The 16,559-nt window shown below is 38.6% G+C and carries 15 protein-coding genes and 1 pseudogene; 7 read left to right on the top strand and 9 right to left on the bottom strand.

Annotated elements, in window-relative coordinates:
- The first annotated feature begins 83 nt into the window (after positions 1-83).
- Together L654_RS0118650 and L654_RS0118645 are read left to right on the top strand one after the other, a co-directional pair.
- Complete coding sequence (locus L654_RS0118650; RefSeq protein ID WP_024590904.1) at positions 84-1,358, top strand: sugar MFS transporter; 1,275 nt, start codon at positions 84-86, stop codon at positions 1,356-1,358.
- Positions 1,358-3,910: a glycoside hydrolase family 3 N-terminal domain-containing protein gene (locus L654_RS0118645; protein ID WP_024608744.1), complete on the top strand. Its 2,553-nt coding sequence runs from the start codon at positions 1,358-1,360 to the stop codon at positions 3,908-3,910. The genes L654_RS0118650 and L654_RS0118645 overlap by 1 nt, the downstream gene beginning before the upstream one ends.
- A 189-nt stretch (positions 3,911-4,099) precedes the next feature.
- Here the strand turns inward: L654_RS0118645 and L654_RS0118640 are convergent, their stop codons facing one another.
- Positions 4,100-5,053, bottom strand: coding sequence for a GGDEF domain-containing protein (locus tag L654_RS0118640; RefSeq protein WP_080671245.1), 954 nt, complete (start codon positions 5,051-5,053; stop codon positions 4,100-4,102).
- Positions 5,054-5,407: 354 nt separating this feature from the next.
- Positions 5,408-6,298 (bottom strand): TIGR01777 family oxidoreductase, encoded by an 891-nt coding sequence (locus L654_RS0118635; RefSeq protein WP_024608742.1) that lies wholly within the window; start codon positions 6,296-6,298, stop codon positions 5,408-5,410.
- Positions 6,299-6,467: 169 nt separating this feature from the next.
- On the opposite strand from L654_RS0118635, the gene L654_RS0118630 reads away from it, so the two are divergent.
- The gene (locus L654_RS0118630) at positions 6,468-7,505 is read left to right on the top strand and encodes an AI-2E family transporter (protein ID WP_024590908.1); all 1,038 of its coding nucleotides are present in this window, start codon (positions 6,468-6,470) and stop codon (positions 7,503-7,505) included.
- 69 nt (positions 7,506-7,574) lie between these two features.
- On the opposite strand, the gene L654_RS0118620 is transcribed toward L654_RS0118630, so the two are convergent.
- The 6 genes from L654_RS0118620 to L654_RS0118595 form a co-directional block, all read right to left on the bottom strand.
- Positions 7,575-8,654, bottom strand: coding sequence for an FAD-dependent oxidoreductase (locus L654_RS0118620; protein WP_024608741.1), 1,080 nt, complete (start codon positions 8,652-8,654; stop codon positions 7,575-7,577).
- Positions 8,655-8,761: 107 nt separating this feature from the next.
- The gene (locus L654_RS0118615; protein WP_024590910.1) at positions 8,762-9,172 is read right to left on the bottom strand and encodes a hypothetical protein; all 411 of its coding nucleotides are present in this window, start codon (positions 9,170-9,172) and stop codon (positions 8,762-8,764) included.
- Positions 9,159-10,496 carry an ATP-binding protein gene (locus L654_RS0118610; protein WP_024590911.1) on the bottom strand — a complete coding sequence of 446 codons (1,338 nt, stop codon included), beginning with the start codon at positions 10,494-10,496 and terminating at the stop codon, positions 9,159-9,161. Before L654_RS0118610 ends, L654_RS0118615 begins: the two co-directional genes overlap by 14 nt.
- Positions 10,490-11,164: a response regulator transcription factor gene (locus L654_RS0118605; RefSeq protein ID WP_007375447.1), complete on the bottom strand. Its 675-nt coding sequence runs from the start codon at positions 11,162-11,164 to the stop codon at positions 10,490-10,492. Before L654_RS0118605 ends, L654_RS0118610 begins: the two co-directional genes overlap by 7 nt.
- A gap of 3 nt (positions 11,165-11,167) precedes the next feature.
- Positions 11,168-11,425, bottom strand: a complete 258-nt coding sequence (locus L654_RS0118600; RefSeq protein ID WP_002959808.1) for a PepSY domain-containing protein — start codon at positions 11,423-11,425, stop codon at positions 11,168-11,170.
- A 162-nt stretch (positions 11,426-11,587) separates the two neighbouring features.
- Complete coding sequence (locus tag L654_RS0118595) at positions 11,588-11,890, bottom strand: YciI family protein (protein WP_010552536.1); 303 nt, start codon at positions 11,888-11,890, stop codon at positions 11,588-11,590.
- Between the two features lie 189 nt (positions 11,891-12,079).
- Here L654_RS0118595 and L654_RS0118590 point away from each other — a divergent pair, with 189 nt between their 5' ends.
- Together L654_RS0118590 and L654_RS0118585 are read left to right on the top strand one after the other, a co-directional pair.
- Positions 12,080-13,504 (top strand): sodium-dependent transporter, encoded by a 1,425-nt coding sequence (locus L654_RS0118590; protein ID WP_024590912.1) that lies wholly within the window; start codon positions 12,080-12,082, stop codon positions 13,502-13,504.
- A gap of 275 nt (positions 13,505-13,779) precedes the next feature.
- Complete coding sequence (locus L654_RS0118585) at positions 13,780-14,232, top strand: hypothetical protein (RefSeq protein WP_024608740.1); 453 nt, start codon at positions 13,780-13,782, stop codon at positions 14,230-14,232.
- A gap of 53 nt (positions 14,233-14,285) precedes the next feature.
- On the opposite strand, the gene glp is transcribed toward L654_RS0118585, so the two are convergent.
- Complete coding sequence (gene glp / locus L654_RS0118580; protein ID WP_024608739.1) at positions 14,286-15,503, bottom strand: gephyrin-like molybdotransferase Glp; 1,218 nt, start codon at positions 15,501-15,503, stop codon at positions 14,286-14,288.
- Positions 15,504-15,548: 45 nt separating this feature from the next.
- On the opposite strand from glp, the gene modA reads away from it, so the two are divergent.
- Entirely contained in the window at positions 15,549-16,301 is a 753-nt protein-coding gene (gene modA, locus L654_RS0118575) for a molybdate ABC transporter substrate-binding protein (protein ID WP_024608738.1), read from the top strand.
- Positions 16,288-16,559 (top strand): annotated as a pseudogene (locus L654_RS0118570) (molybdate ABC transporter permease subunit); the annotation flags it as partial. The gene modA and the pseudogene L654_RS0118570, both read left to right, overlap by 14 nt.

Here is a 16,559-nt window from a genome sequence, read left to right as displayed (position 1 = left end):
AACTCTTAAATACTGCGCCTTAGCGGGGTTTGTATTAATTACTTACTGAAGATCAATTTATAATAATAAATTGCGGAGAGCACATGGCTAGTTCAGCACCACTGACATCACACACACAGTCGCAAAACCACCAAGATAAAAACTATGGTTTTGCACTTACATCTTTAACTTCACTATTTTTTATGTGGGGTTTTATTACCTGCTTAAATGATATTTTGATTCCGCATTTAAAAGCGGTTTTCGATTTAACGTATGTACAAGCAATGCTTGTGCAGTTTTGCTTTTTTGGCGCTTACTTTTTAATGTCACTCCCTAGTGGACACATTGTTAAAAAGCTTGGTTATAAAAAAGGAATCGTGGTTGGGCTTTTAATTGCGGCAGTAGGGTGTATCTTATTTTACCCAGCAGCGTCTTTACATAGTTATCCTGTATTTTTATTTGCTTTATTTGTACTTGCCAGTGGCATAACGTTATTACAAGTATCTGCAAATCCTTATGTAAGTTTGTTGGGTTCAGCAAAAACTGCGTCGTCTCGTTTAACACTAACCCAAGCTTTTAACGCGTTAGGTACTACGGTTGCGCCATCATTTGGTGCTCTGTTAATTCTGGACTCAGCGTCAGAAGCCTTTTTAACACCGGCACAAAATGCAGAGTCAGTTCAACTTCCTTACCTCCTTTTAGCTGCAATGCTTATTTTACTAGCCGGTATTTTTGCATGGCTTAAATTACCAGACATTATGAGCGAGCAAAAAGCAGAAGCCGAAAAATCAGAGGCAATTGAAGGCAGTGCTTGGCAGTATCGCCATCTTGTATTAGGTGCTGTGGGTATATTTATGTACGTTGGCGCAGAAGTGGCAATTGGTAGCTTTTTAGTAAGCTTTTTAGCACAAGAAAATATAGCAGGGCTAAAAGAGCATGCTGCAGCTCATTACATCACTTATTATTTTGGTGGTGCTATGGTTGGGCGTTTTATTGGTGCTGCTGTAATGCAAAAATTACCTGCTGGTAAAGTACTTGGCTTTAACGCAACCATGGCTATTATTTTAGTCGTTATTGCCATGAGCACGTCGGGTCAATTAGCAATGTGGTCAATACTATTGGTTGGTTTATTCAATTCTATTATGTTCCCCACTATTTTTAGTTTAGCGTTAAATGGACTTGGCAAACATACAGCTCAAGGCTCTGGTATTTTGTGTTTGGCGATTGTAGGTGGTGCAATAGTGCCACTTTTACAAGGTGCACTTGCTGATAGTGTGGGTGTTCAACTTTCGTATGTTTTACCTATTTTATGTTACATATTTATCGTGTTCTATGGTTTAAGCGGTAGCAAACCAGTTCAAGCGCAGGAGACTCTATAATGAAAACCCCTTTTACACTTAATAAAATAGCCTTAGCAACATTAATTGCATCAGTAGGTACTTTATCGGCTTGTTCAAACGACGCAGTAACATCGGTTGAAAGTAATGAAACGTTATCTAAAACAGCGCAAATTTGGCCAAAACTTAATATTGCCGTTAAAAAAGATGCCGATATTGAAGCTAAAATAGTTAACTATTTAAAAGCCATGACACTTGAGCAAAAGGTTGCTCAAATGATTCAGCCAGAAATTCGTGATATTACCGTTGAAGACATGCGTAAATATGGCTTCGGTTCATATCTTAATGGCGGTGGTGCATTCCCTAATGGCGACAAACATGCAACACCAATGGACTGGGTGGCCTTAGCAGAGAGCTTTTATCAAGCTTCTGTCGATGACTCAGTTGATGGCAGTAGTATCCCAACTATGTGGGGCACCGATGCAGTACATGGCCATAATAATGTAATTGGTGCCACGTTATTTCCGCACAACATTGGTTTAGGCGCGGCGAATAATCCTGATTTAATCGAGCAAATAGCATCGATTACTGCAGTAGAGGTAATGGCTACGGGTATTGATTGGGTATTTGCACCCACAGTTGCCGTAGTGCGCGACGATCGCTGGGGAAGAACCTACGAAGGTTACTCAGAAGATCCAAAAATTGTACATGATTACTCAGCAGCCATAGTAAATGGCTTACAAGGTAAAGCCGATGGCGACTTTTTAAGTGACAAGCGTGTAATTAGTACGGTTAAGCACTTTATTGGCGATGGCGGCACCGTTGATGGGGATGATCAGGGAAATAATATAGATAGCGAACAGTCGCTATTTGATATTCATGCCCAAGGTTATGTAGGTGGCTTGTCTGCAGGTAGCCAATCGGTTATGGCGTCTTTTAATAGCTGGAATGGCGTTAAAAATCACGGCAATAAATACTTACTTACAGATGTATTAAAAACACGTATGGGTTTTGATGGTTTTGTAGTGGGCGATTGGAATGGCCATGGGCAAATTAAAGGCTGTACTAACGAAAGCTGCCCAGAAGCTGTAAACGCTGGTCTTGATATTTTTATGGTGCCAACAGGTGCCTGGAAGCCACTTTATAACAATACAATTGCGCAAGTTAAGTCAGGCGAAATTAGTATGTCGCGTATTGATGATGCAGTGAGCAGAATATTACGCGTAAAACTTCGCGCTGGTTTATTTGATAAACCAAGTCCGGCTAAGCGTCTTTACTCGGGTAAAACAGAACTAATTGGTGCGCAAGAGCATCGCGAAGTCGCACGCCAAGCTGTGCGCGAATCGCTTGTATTACTCAAAAATAAAAATAACCTATTACCTATCGCAGCTAATCAACGTGTACTTGTTGCAGGTGATGGTGCTGATAATATAGGTAAACAGTCGGGTGGTTGGAGTATTACGTGGCAGGGGACTAATAATAAAAATGCTGATTTCCCTGGTGCTACTTCGATATATAAAGGGCTTGAAGAGCAAATATCTGCAGCAGGTGGAAGTGTTACTTTAAGTGCTGATGGCACGTTTGAACAACGTCCTGATGTTGCTATTGTTGTATTTGGTGAAGAACCTTACGCAGAAGGGCACGGCGATAAAGATAACCTTGAGTTTGAGCGCGGAAATAAAAAGTCATTAGCACTTTTAAACTCGCTAAAAGAGCGAGGCATTCCTGTTGTATCTGTGTTTATATCAGGTCGACCTATGTGGGTTAACAGCGAACTTAACGCATCCGATGCGTTTGTTGCTGCATGGTTACCAGGTACAGAAGGCGCAGGTATTGCTGATGTTTTATTAAAAGCGGCAGACGGCACCATTCAAAATAACTTTAAAGGTAAATTATCGTTTTCTTGGCCTAAATCGGCGGTACAAACTGCGGTTAATAAAGGCGATGAAAATTACGACCCATTACTCCCTTATGGTTTTGGTTTAACGTACGGCGATAAAAACGTGTTAGCTGACGACCTTGATGAAGACTCTAAACTTGATAACTCAGGGCTTACGAGTATGGATATACTTGTTGGTGCACCTGTAGCACCATGGCGCTTATTGTTAAAATCGGGCGATGAGCTTTTAGATGTATCGAGTAGTACCCATGAATTTGGTGCAATTAAATACCGTACTGAGGACAAAATAGTACAAGAAGACGCTCGCCAATTTAACTTTAGCGGTGCAGAAAAAGCCAGTGCTGAAATAGTAACAAGCTTTGCAGAAGATACCATTACTTACGTTGAAGCAGATAGTGTGATTAGCTTTGATATTAAATTAAACGAAGCACTAACGAGCGATATAGCACTTGCTATGACTTGCTCGGGTGAATGTGGTGCAAGCATTGATTTAGCAAACGTAGTGGATAAAACCATTGAGAATAAATGGCAGTCAGTATCAATCGATTTAGGTTGTTTTGCTGATAAGGGTGTTAATTTTGCAAACCTAACAAGCCCATTTAGCTTACGCAGCAATGGTAAAGCATCAATTTCTGTGGCTAATATTCAGTTTGTGCCTAATAAGGCAGACGAGGCTACACTGTCTTGTAAGTAGTTTATTAACTCTATTGTGTGTATACCAAAGCCCTTCGAATGAAGGGCTTTTTTTATGTAGAGGATTAATACTAACCTGCATAAATACTTGAGCTAATTGATATAACTTAATAGGGGTAAATCTATATAAATACAAAGGGTTACCACGTTTTTATTGGTGGGACCTTTTTTATAATTGCTTATAAAATAATTAGCACTGCATTAAGAGGTTTTTTTCGTCAAAGCTAACTACTTTATCTCTGCCGGTTTCTTTAGCAAGGTAAAGGCGTTTATCAGCCAACGACAGTAAGTCTTTTACACTCATTTTACCATTTACAGAGTGACTCACTCCCGCGCTCACAGATAGGTTTATATGCGCGTTTTGATAATAAAACGGATGCTTAGAAATATTTTCACGTAAGTGCTCTGCATATTCTTTAGCTGCTCGTAGGGAATAGTCTGGTAGTAATATTGCAAACTCTTCACCGCCTATTCTGGCGCAAATACCTTCATCAATAAATTGCTCTTTTATGTGCTGTGCAATCCATTTAATTGCTTGATCGCCCGTGTCGTGGCCATACTTATCGTTTACATGCTTAAAAAAGTCGATATCTAAAATAATTATAGATACATTTATATCATTGTTATTAGGTTGTTTAAGGACTGCTCTAGCGTTGTTAAAAAAACCTCTGCGATTAAATAACTGTGTAAGAGAGTCGGTATTGGCAAGGTTCGATAGCGTGTATTCACTATTAGAAAACAACAAAAATGGCAGTATAAGAGCACTCAGTGTGGCTAATAGTAAATGACTAATAAGCACAATTTGCAAAGGGGTTGCTACATCTTGAATACTCGAACTAAGTACCGGTATTGATAGAAATATAGCATTTAAAAACATAACTCCACTGTGCACTAAAAAGCAGGTAATTAACGCCTTTTTCTGGGCTTTAGCAACAAAGCTCATGCTTTTGATTAAATACGCTGTGTAAATAAATAATCCGGCAATTACTAAACTCGTTAGCATTTTTGCTGCACCGAAAGGATAAATTGCCAATAACAATAAGCTAGAAAAACCAAATATACAGTAAAGAGGCATTAAGCTGATTTTTTGTACGTTTTTGTACTTATATAGTCCAATAATAATTAAAAGCGGACTAGTAATCATTGAAACACTAGCTAAATAGTGGGTTATTAAAGGAAGATCTATGAATAAGCGCAAACATGCCAGTATTTCGGCTAATGCAAATGTGGCAGAGGCTAAACCGAATAATAAAAAAGATGTTTGTTTTTTATATTTGTAAATTGAGAGAAAAAATAAGCTTATTAATAAGTTAAGGATAAAAGAGAAGAAGATCACAGTAGGCAAATGAAACATGATTTATTCTCTTTATTATAAAATGATGAAATATATATTTAACTAACTGTTGTAATTATTATGTATTAATAAGAAAAGGTCAATTCAGTTAAAAGGATTGCTTTTTCAATTTTTATATTTTACCTCAAGAATTATTAACGCCCGCTAAACCAAACTCGCTAAAGCTGATTTAATATCAGGATGATGAAAACTATAATTATGAACGAGTGCCTTTTTAGGGACTACAAATTGCCCCGTTGTTAGTAAGTCTGACATTTCACCCATTAATAGTTTAAGTACTGCAGTGGGCATAGTGATAAATGCAGGTCGCGATAACGCCTCGCCTAAGCTTTTACCAAATTGAGCATTGCTTACAGGATTTGGCGCAGTTGCGTTAACAGGGCCAGATATTTCTGGATGCTTAATAATAAAGAGTATTAGCTGAATCATATCGTCGATGTGTATCCACGACATTCCTTGCTCGCCATTACCAATTGGGCCGCCTAAACACAATTTAAAGGCAGGGAGCATTTTATTTAATGCTCCACCTTTTTTAGCTAAAACAATACCCGTGCGTAAAAGGCACACTCTGGTGTGTTCTGATTGCGCGAGTAGCGCTGCATTTTCCCAGTCTTTACAAAGCTGGTGACTAAATTCGTCGTGTGGGTTTTCAAAAGTTTCATCAATAGGGTTACTATTTTGTCGACCATAAAACCCAACGGCGCTTCCAGATATATAAGTATGCGGTGCAGTGCTACAAGCTTTAATAGCTTCACTAATTTGCTGTGTAACACCAATACGGCTGTCGCGTATTATTTGCTTTTGTTTGTCGCTCCAGCGTTTATTTACAATAGGTTCGCCAGCTAGATTAATAACAATATCAACGGTGTTAAAATCTACTGCATTAACATTGCTTACGGCTTTAACTTTATGGCCCAATAATACGTTTGCTTTAGTCGGATTTCGGCTAAGCACAGTAACAGTATTATGGTGAAGTAAAAAAGGGCATAAGTGCTTACCAATTAATCCCGTCGCGCCAGTAACAAATATATGCATTATTAATCCTTACAATAAAATAGTAGCAAGTGATTAAAAACATACTCGCTAGCAAACAGCTTTGCAAATTTATACGTAAAACAGGCTTTTATGATCACTTCGTAATTATTTCATTTAATTACCTTTTGCCTTACACTAAAGCCATATAATTAATAAAAGGATTAATAAATTGGCAAGTTTAACTGGAGTAAATAAAAGCTTAATAGTTTTTGCTTCCTTAGTGGTCGTACTCGCGGGGATAAAAGCGGCAAGTGTAATTATTATTCCGTTTATTTTGGCGGCGTTTATTGCCATTATTTGTAATCCGCTTATCAAGTTTTTTGCGCGCTACAAAATTCCTAAAGGTATTGCTGTTATGTTGGTGGTGCTTATTATAGTTGGCTTAGGTGTAAGCCTTGGCGGGCTTGTAGGGCAATCAATAAACGATTTTTCGCAGCAACTTCCTGAGTATAAAACACAACTCAAAGAAGAATTTGTATGGCTGGTCGATTTAGCATCTCAATACAACATACTGATTAATAAAGAACAGTTAATCAATATGTTCGACCCAGGTAAAATGGTTGATGTAGCCACTAATATGCTCACCGGTTTAGGTGGCGTAATGGCAAACATGTTTTTAATTATTTTAACCGTTGTTTTTATGTTGTTTGAAGGGCCAATGCTGAGCAAAAAAATACACATGGCACTTGAAGATCCCGATAGCAAAATGAAGCAAATTGACCGCTTTTTAGAGTCTATTAATTCATATCTGGCAATTAAAACGCTAGTAAGTTTAGGTACGGGTATTATTGCTGCGTTTTACTTATGGATTTTAGACGTTGACTACTTTGTGCTGTGGGGGGTATTGGCATTTATGTTCAATTACATTCCTAATATTGGGTCAATTATTGCGGCTGTACCGGCTGTATTACTTGCGCTTATTACTCAAGGTCCGTTAATTGCGGGATTGGTTGCTGCAGGTTATTTAACAATAAATACGGTGATGGGCAATATTGTAGAGCCTAAGTTTTTGGGCAAAGGGCTCGGTCTTTCAACGCTAGTGGTATTTTTATCATTAATATTTTGGGGCTGGTTATTAGGTACTGTGGGTATGCTTTTATCTGTGCCATTAACGATGATTGTAAAAATAGGCTTAGAAGCCAGTGCTGAAGGTAAGTGGGTTGCCACTCTACTAGGCAGTGGCGAAGACGTTGCTAAAAATAACTAACATTTATAACCGTCAAGGGCTGTAAAATTAAAGCCCTTGATGGTTAAGTTATCAGTAAATACAGGGCTATTAATTAACAAACAATTTAATAGTGTCATCCACTGCGTTTATTGCGCCTTCTAAATATCCCGCTTCTTGTTTTGCAAACTCACTCGCTACAAAATGAATATTAAGGTTACTTAATTGCTCATCTAAGCCTGAAAAATCAAATTCTGGGTGCTGCGAAGGCTGAGTTTGATCGTCTCTATTAGCTACAAACTTATCGTCTGCCCAGTCTTTAATAAAATACCCCGTTGCCTTTTCAGCATCCTTGCCATAAAAATAGCTAAGCTGTTGGGCACAGGCTTGAATTAATTGCTCTTTAGTTACTTGGTTTCGTGATAAGTAGGGCACACCTATAAAGCCAAATAATGCGGCGTAATTGCCATCTTCAGCACTGGCATCGTGAATTTCGACCATTGGGCCTACGCGACTAAAGCATTGTCCTGATAAGTTTTTATCACGCCAAAATGCATGTTCAAAAGTAGCTATAAATTTGGCTTGTCCTGCCATCCATGTAGGTACACTACTAAGGTGGTTTATGAGCGTTGGAGTAGCCCATAGTTCAGGTGTTAAGTGTGTTGTAACCATACGAGCAGGAATAGCTGAAATTAGTTTTTCAGTAGTAAGGTGCTTTATATTACCTAAGTGATTAACCGTAATTTGCCAGTTATTATCACCTTTTTTAAGCTCAGTGACATTGTGTTCTAATAACACTGAATCAGGATTAAGTTGCTCGTATAAGGCAGTTATTAAGGTATTCATGCCGTGCTTAAGCCTAAATAACTGCATATATCCAGCACCTGCAATTTGTTGAGGCTGCTTGGCGTTAGGTGCTTGATATAACACATCACCTTTGTTGTATTGCTCAAATATACTTAAGCGAAGTGACTTTATTAGCGCTTGAATTTTTGGTTGGTGGGGAAATATCCACGTAGGACCCAAATCAAAACTAACATCGTTATTTATTGGTGATTGCGCAGCAAAAATTCGGCCGCCTAATTGCGATTTGGCTTCCAGTAATAAGTACTCAATATTAAGCAGTTGTAATTTATACGCACTGTATAAGCCGGCCAGTCCGCCACCTATAATTATTACTGGTTTAGTCATTTGTTTACCTATTAGCTATTTAGCAATCTACTAGTAGGTAGTTTGTTTTGATATGAATAAATTGTCAAGTAGGCTAAACGTAACTAGTTTAGTGTGCTTAAGTTACGTTAAAATGGGTGTTTTAGTGATTCTGTAAATTGATTTATAAGCTCTATTTCACAGAGTTTATAGCTAATGGCCGCTGTTGTCGCATTAGGAAGTTTTATTAAGTAACGCCATTGGCAGGCGCTCTCAAGGTACTTTTCGTTATTTTTAATGCTGCGCATAAATAACGGTAATACTTGCGTATTGCCTGTGCTTTCTTGTGATTTAGTTAGCTCATATTTGCGCTTTTGTATCCAACTGCCTTGTGCTTGCTTTGCTTTATCAATTTGGGTATCTAGGCATTGAATATACCGCTTAGCTTCATCGGTTGTTGCTTTAGCGGCTAAAGTACATGCCTCATCTGCAAAGCTGTACTGGCTTGTAGCTAATAGCACAATGGCAGTTAGTTTTAATAAATAGTTACTTTTTGTCATTGTAATTAAACTCTAAAATAAATTGAGCGCCGGCTAAGTTATCAGCATCGGTAATGGTAAGCGTCCCGTGATACGACTTAACTAAATCAGATACAATCGCCATGCCTACGCCGTGTCCGCTTTCGTATGTATCCAGACGAGTACCACGTGTAAGTAAAGATTCACGTTTATCCTCTGGCACGCCAGGGCCATCATCGCTAATTCCAATACACAGAGTTTTACTTTGGATTACTTGTATTTCTACTTGCGAGCGACACGCTTTACAGGCGTTATCAATCAAGTTACCGAGTAATTCCATTAAATCTGTTTGGTCACCTAAAAAGTAATCTTTTTCGGTTACGGTGCAGGTAAAAATAATATCTTTATCACGGTATACTTTTGCCATAGCACTGAGTATTGAATCAAGTACTGGCTTAATAGGTGTTTGCTTTTTCCACGTGTCTGATGCACCCGTTGCAGCACGCTTTAATTGGTGCTCGATCATCACATTAATTCGGTCGAGTTGTTCTTGTGCATCGGCATCATTTGCCAATGGACTTGATTTAAGTACTGCAAGCGGTGTTTTAAGTGCATGAGCAAGGTCGCTTAATGAGGCTCTGTAGCGCTCTTTTTGGCGCTGTTGCGACTCAAGTAGCAAGTTTAGGTCTGCTTTTATTGTTTGCAGCTCTACAGGGTAGAGGCCTTTAATTTCTTGAATATCACCCGATTCAATCGCTTTTATTTCTTTATCGAGTCGTTGGAGTGGGCGAGCGCTCCAAATGAAACCAATCGCCATTAGGCCTGCAATTGCAATCCCCATGATAAACATCCAATCTACAAGGGTTTGCTTAAAGCCATCCATTAAACGAAGTAGAGCGTCGTTTCGTTTAACTAATATAAAGCGGGCTTGTTCTGATTGATCTATGTTGTTTAAAATTACAGTCAGGCTAAGTTGCCAGTACGCGGTATTATTATACTCCACGCGCCTGAAGTCGGCGGCACCGGCTTTGGTCTCTATTTGTTGAGGTACATAGTTTAAATTTACAGCCGATTCTGAGTTCCAAACAGGGTCATCATCGCGGTAAATCATTGCGTAGGTATCTGAATTTAATCTGTTTAACTCAGGCGCTAAAATAGTGCTGGGCATAATAATACCATGCTCAGTAAAGTCGACTTCAGATATTAGCGAGTAAAGCTGTGCCTCGAGGGTTTTTTCTGTCGCATCAACAAGTGAAGCGTAATACGCTTTGCCAATTGAATAAAATAAGATAGGGAGTGCGACTAATAAAACAAAGACAAGGATAAATCCTTGCCTTATTTTTAACGATATTTGCGGTATTACCACTGGCTTTTAAGCCTGTAACCACGCCCACGTAGTGTTTCTACTGGGTTTAGTACGCCTTCTGGATCAAGCTTTTTACGCAAACGTAGTACAAATACTTCAATTACGTTTGAATCAAGGTCGAAATCTTGGTCGTAAATATGCTCAGTAAGTTCTGATTTAGAAATTACTTTTTGCGGGTTTACCATTAAGTATTCAAGTACTTTATATTCGTAAGCTGTAAGGCTAAGTTCTTTATCATCAACCCATACTTGTTGTGAACGTGTATGAATCTTAATTGGACCCGCAGTCATTTCTGGATTTGCTTTACCAGCACTACGGCGGATTAATGCATTACAACGTGCAATAAGTTCTTCAACATGAAATGGTTTAGTAAGGTAGTCATCAGCACCTGCATCTAAACCTTCTACTTTATCCTGCCAGCGATCGCGCGCTGTTAAGATTAAAATAGGGATAGTAATGCCTTGTGCTCGTGCTTTATTGATTAGCTCAATACCGTCTATTTTAGGTAAACCTAAATCAACTACGGCCATATCAAGCGGGTATTCTGTAATGTGGAAAAGACCTGCTTCACCATCGTGACATAAATCCACGCTGTAACGTTCTTTTTCTAAAGCATTACGTAGGTTATCTGCTAAATGTAAATCGTCTTCAATAACTAAAATTCGCATTTGTTAATCCTTTTTCACTTCGCCGGTTTTTTTATTTATATGTAAATCAACGACGTGGCCGTCAGATTTGAGTATTCGTACGGTATAAAAATCTGTTTTTTCGGTAATTTTTAAGGTCTTACCGCCTATTGTTTTCTTTGCAAGTATTACGGCTTTCTTTTTGTCCACCTCAGCATGAGATGCTTGGGTGGCCGTCGCTGCTTGAGCAAAGTTAGCTAAGCTAACACAAGCAATAAAACCGAGGCTTAATAATACGCGCATAATGGAAAACTCCTAGACCAGACCCACTTAGTTTAATTAACTAAGTTACTAAAATTCAAGTAAAAACGCTAAATTCGCTTTTATCTCAGTAATTTTAATTAAAATCTTGTGAACAAACCCTGAATTACAGTGCAACACACGCTCTTAGGGTTTAATACACTTTTAAGCAGGGAACACTTTTTTGAAAGGTTTAACAATTGTATTTTCATAGATGCCAGCGGCAACGTAAGGGTCAGCTGCTGCCCACTCTCGAGCTGCTTCTATTGACTCAAACTCAGCAACAACTAATGAACCGGTAAAACCTGCTTCTTGAGGATCTTCACTATCGACTGCCGGAAACGGACCCGCAGTTAATAAACGGTTTTGTGAATCAAGCTCACTAAGGCGTGCTAAATGTGCCGGGCGTGCTGCTTTTCTAAGCTCTAAGCTGTTTTCAACGTCTGTTGAGTGAATCATGTACAACATAAGGAATCTCATAAAAATTGTTAAATTTGATTAACGCAATACTACCACAGCGTTGAAAATTGGTGAATTAAAAGCGTATTTACACAGGTTTACACTTCGATTTTATTTTTAAGCTGTAATTGCTTGAAAATCTCTGTGTAACACTGGTAGAGTCGCTGAAATATACAAAATAATAAAAAGGTTTTATGCATGAGCGAAAATAGAGAACGATTTAGTTCCCGTCTCGGATTCATAATGGCAGCGGCAGGTTCGGCTGTTGGTATTGGTAATTTAGTTGGTTTTCCGGTTTCTGCTACCAAAAATGGTGGTGGCGCATTCTTATTAATTTACGCCTTATTTGTCGTGTTCATTTGTTTACCAGTCATGATGGCTGAAATGGCAATGGGTCGTAATGCTCAAAAAGATCCACTTGGTTCGTACAAGCTATTATCTACTAACGATAAAAAATGGAAGCTAGCAGGTTTTTTAGCGGTGCTTACACCATTTATGATTGCTGTGTTTTATATGGTAATTACGGTTTGGATTTTTGGTTACTTAACGCAAACAGGCCTCGGTAATTTAGATTTACTTGCAGATCCTGGCCACTTTGGTGTTTTTATTAATAGTTACACTGTGTTTGGTTATATGGCCGTTGTGGTTATTATTGTTAACTTAATTTTATTAGGGGGTGTTAAACAAGGCATAGAAAAAGCCGCTAAATTTTTAATGCCAGCCTTACTTTTCATGCTACTTGCTTTAGTTACTTATGTATTAACGCTTGATAACGCAATGGCCGGTGTAAAATACTACATTATTCCTGATTTTTCTAAGATGAGTGCAAGTGTACTTAATGGCGCATTAAGCCAAGCGTTTTTCTCGCTATCGCTGGGTATGGGTATATTAATGACTTACGCGTCGTACATTTCTAAAAAGGATGACATTGTAAGTAGCGCTAAAATGGTCGCTATTACAGACTCACTCGTTGCGTTTGTAGCGGGCCTAATGGTGTTGCCCGCTATATTTAGCTTTGATCCAAACACAGACCCATCAGCACTTTCTGACTCGTCTGTATCAATGATTTTTGTATACCTACCTAAAATATTATTAGCACTGCAAAATGATATTGGTTATGTAGGTGCGTCTATTGTTGCGTTCTCATTCTTCTTATTAGTATTTTTTGCAGCGATTACTTCACTTGTTTCAATAGTAGAAGTACCGACAGCAACACTAAGTGACCGTAAAGGTATTAGCCGTAAAAAAGCATTGGGCATCCTTACACTTTCAACCGGTGTACTTACTATTTTATGTACAATGTCGTTTGGTATGATTGACAGCCTTACTTCGTTCACCAGTTATGGCGGCGTTAATAAGAGCTTTTTTGATATTATTGTTGATGTATTTTACGACACAATTTTACCGCTTAATGGCTTAATGGTGTGTTTGTTTGTAATGTACCGCTGGAAAAAAGCACGCTTAACACAAGAGCTAAGCTTAGGTTCGCCTAATTATGCTGGAAGCTTGATGGAAAAGTACGTTAACTTTTCACTTTCAACGTTTATTCCTGTCATTCTAGCTGTGATATTTATAAATACAGTGGCGACTAAGTTTTTTGATTTAAAAATATTTGGTTTTTAAATAGACCTCTTTAAAAGCTTGTTGAATAATAAAATGCCGCTCAGCTAAGCTCAGCGGCATTTTTTATGAGCGTTTTTTTCAGGTATCTGGTCTAACTATTATACCAACCTGCATAAATCTTTGATCAATTTAACGAATTAAATTGCACTAAAACGTCGTTAAAAATTTTTTATTTAGAACAACTAGATACAAAAATTTTTGCCTAGTTCTAGCGTAATTTTCTTAACGTTAAATAGACCCCATATATAAGCAGATTGGTATTAAAGAGATTTAAAATGAATAAAATTATTATTGGGTTTGCTTTTGCTATTTCATCATTTGGTGTACTTGCTGAAAACGCTGATAGTTGGCCAGAAGGCGGTGCAATGCACACTGGGAATATTTATAATTTAGAGGGCAATAGATACAAAACTAAAATCAGTAAAATGATGGATGAAATCTACCCACAACTAAATGACGATTACCAAGTAGATGCAGTTAAAGCGCAAATATCAGCATGGGAGCAGTATATAGATGCTACATGTAATGGTGTTGGAGTAGCAACAGGTGCTGGTGGCTCTTGGCCCTCAACGTATAGTGTTAAATGCGAAAGAAGCCTAAGTTATGATAGATACTTTGCGACTAAAAATGCGCTAAAGTGTGTTAATAAATTGAGTAAAGAAGAGTTTGTAGGACGTAGCGAAAAGTTAAATTGTTTAATTCAAACATTAAATATAAAAATATTTTAGAGGCTACATAGCGCTACAGCTAAATTATACAGTTAGCTGTAGCATTTTAGGCTTTATAGCAACTCAATACTTACTGTTGCGCCTTTTTCGATATTGCCGCTTTGTGCTGGCACTACAATTAAGCAGTTAGCTTTACTAAGCGACGAAAGTACACCCGAGCCCTGTTTATTAAACGGGGCAACCACTAAGTCACCTTGCTCGTTAATTGTTGCTGTACCGCGCTGAAAGTCGGCTCTTCCTGGGCGCTTTTTAATAACGGATGTAGTAACCGCGTTAAATCGCATTTTAGGATTTACTTCACCAAGCCCCGACAGCTTTTGCAGTGCAGGCTCTACTAACTGATTAAACGTAACAGCAGCCGACACAGGGTTACCTGGCAAGCCAAAAAAGTAACTGTTACTTAATTTACCAAAGGCAAAAGGTTTGCCTGGTTTCATGGCTATTTTCCAAAAGTGGATATTGCCAATTTCGTTGAGCACTTCTTTCGTAAAGTCGGCTTCACCAACCGATACACCGCCTGAGCTTATTACGGCATCGGCAAGTTCGTTCGCTTTTAAAAATGCATTAGTGATGAGTTCTTTGTCATCAGGGATTATTCCTAAATCAATCACGTCTATATTTTTTTGTTGCAGAGCACTAATAATAACAGCGCGGTTGCTTTCAAAAATAGCGCCTTGCTTAAGCGGCTGACCAGGTTCAATTAGCTCATCGCCTGTAGAAAGCACGGCTATTTTTAGGGTTCTTACCACGTCTATATTGGCAATTCCTAAAGATGCAAGTAACCCCACATCAACGGCTTTTAATTTATCGCCCGCTTTTAAAATAACATCGTCAATTGCTATATCTTCACCAGCAAAACGTACGTTTTCATTTAGTTCTGGTTGCGCGGTAAACGTAATATTATCGCCATCAACCGAGGCGTTTTCTTGCATTACAACGCCGTTAGCGCCAGGTGCAATGGCGGCGCCGGTCATTATTCTTACGCACTGCCCAGGGGTAAGCGTTTCTTCAAAAACTTGCCCTGCAAACACGCTACCTACTTGTGTATAGGTTAAGCTTTTATCTGAAATACATAGCGCATAGCCATCCATTGCGGAGTTGTTATGCGCTGGTACGTTTATAGTTGATTTAACATCGCTTGCTAAAACGCGATCAACGCTTTGCATTATAGTGATGGTTTCAACGTCTTTAACTGGCGTTATTGAGCCAAGTATATTTTGTATTGCAGTTTCAATTGGCAATAAACCGGGTGCATTGCAAACATCGTTCATATATATTGCTTACTTAAATCATTTTATTTTGAAACAATACTTATAATGTCAAAGCTTTACAATACATGGTTGGGTTATTTTTTGCTTATAGCATGCACGCTTTCGTGCGGCGTAAATGCAAAAGAAACGCTGCAAGTAGCCGTAGCGAGTAATTTTAAAACTGTATTGCAAACCCTACTAAAAAAATCCCCATTACCTAATGTTGACGTGAAAATATCAGCCGCTTCTAGCGGTGTTTTATATTCGCAAATAGTGCATGGCGCGCCATTTGATGTGTTTTTATCGGCTGACGATTTTCGACCGCAATCACTTATTAAAGAAGGTTATGCCGAGCAAAGTAGCTTAATCACTTACGCGTTAGGCGAACTTGCTTTGTGGCAACCCAAAGCTGAAAAAGTAAATGATAAAGTAGCCATTGCTAATCCGCGCTTTTCACCATACGGGCGTGCCTCAGAGCACTACGCGAATAACCATTTTAAAAAGCCAGTAAATTATGTGTACGGGAATAATATTACGCATGCGTTTCAGTTTGTTGAAAGTGGTAATGTAGGAGTAGGGCTGGTGGCTGTTTCATCACTAAAGGCGGCTTACAGTAACACGCAAGATCAAAAATATTTAGATTACACCGTGCTGCCTACAAATCAATATCCCGATATAATTCAACAAGGTGTTATTATTAGCTCGACTAAAAAGCGTGCTAGCGCTCAGCAGCTTATGCAATTTTTAATGGCAGAGGCTACGCAGCAGCAGTTAATTGAATTAGGTTACAGAATAAAGGACAACAATGCTTCAAAGTGATTTAACCGCGCTGTGGTTAACTATAAAACTTGCCTTTATAACCGCAGTACTCCTTCTTGTATTTTGTATTCCACTGGCTTACAAGCTCGCTGGCTATAACGGTAAATTTAAACCATTTTTAGAGGCATTAATTGCAATGCCTTTAGTGCTGCCACCTACGTTATTAGGGTTTTACTTACTTGTTTTATTTTCGCCTGATCACGCTTTTGGGCAGTTTTGGTTTTGGCTAACGGGTACACAGCTTGCGTTTAGTTTTCA

The organism is Pseudoalteromonas sp. TAB23 (assembly GCF_000498075.1).
Lineage (GTDB): Bacteria > Pseudomonadota > Gammaproteobacteria > Enterobacterales > Alteromonadaceae > Pseudoalteromonas > Pseudoalteromonas arctica.
The sequence above is the reverse complement of the archived record's forward strand: the minus strand, read 5'-3'. Positions and strand labels throughout refer to the sequence as shown.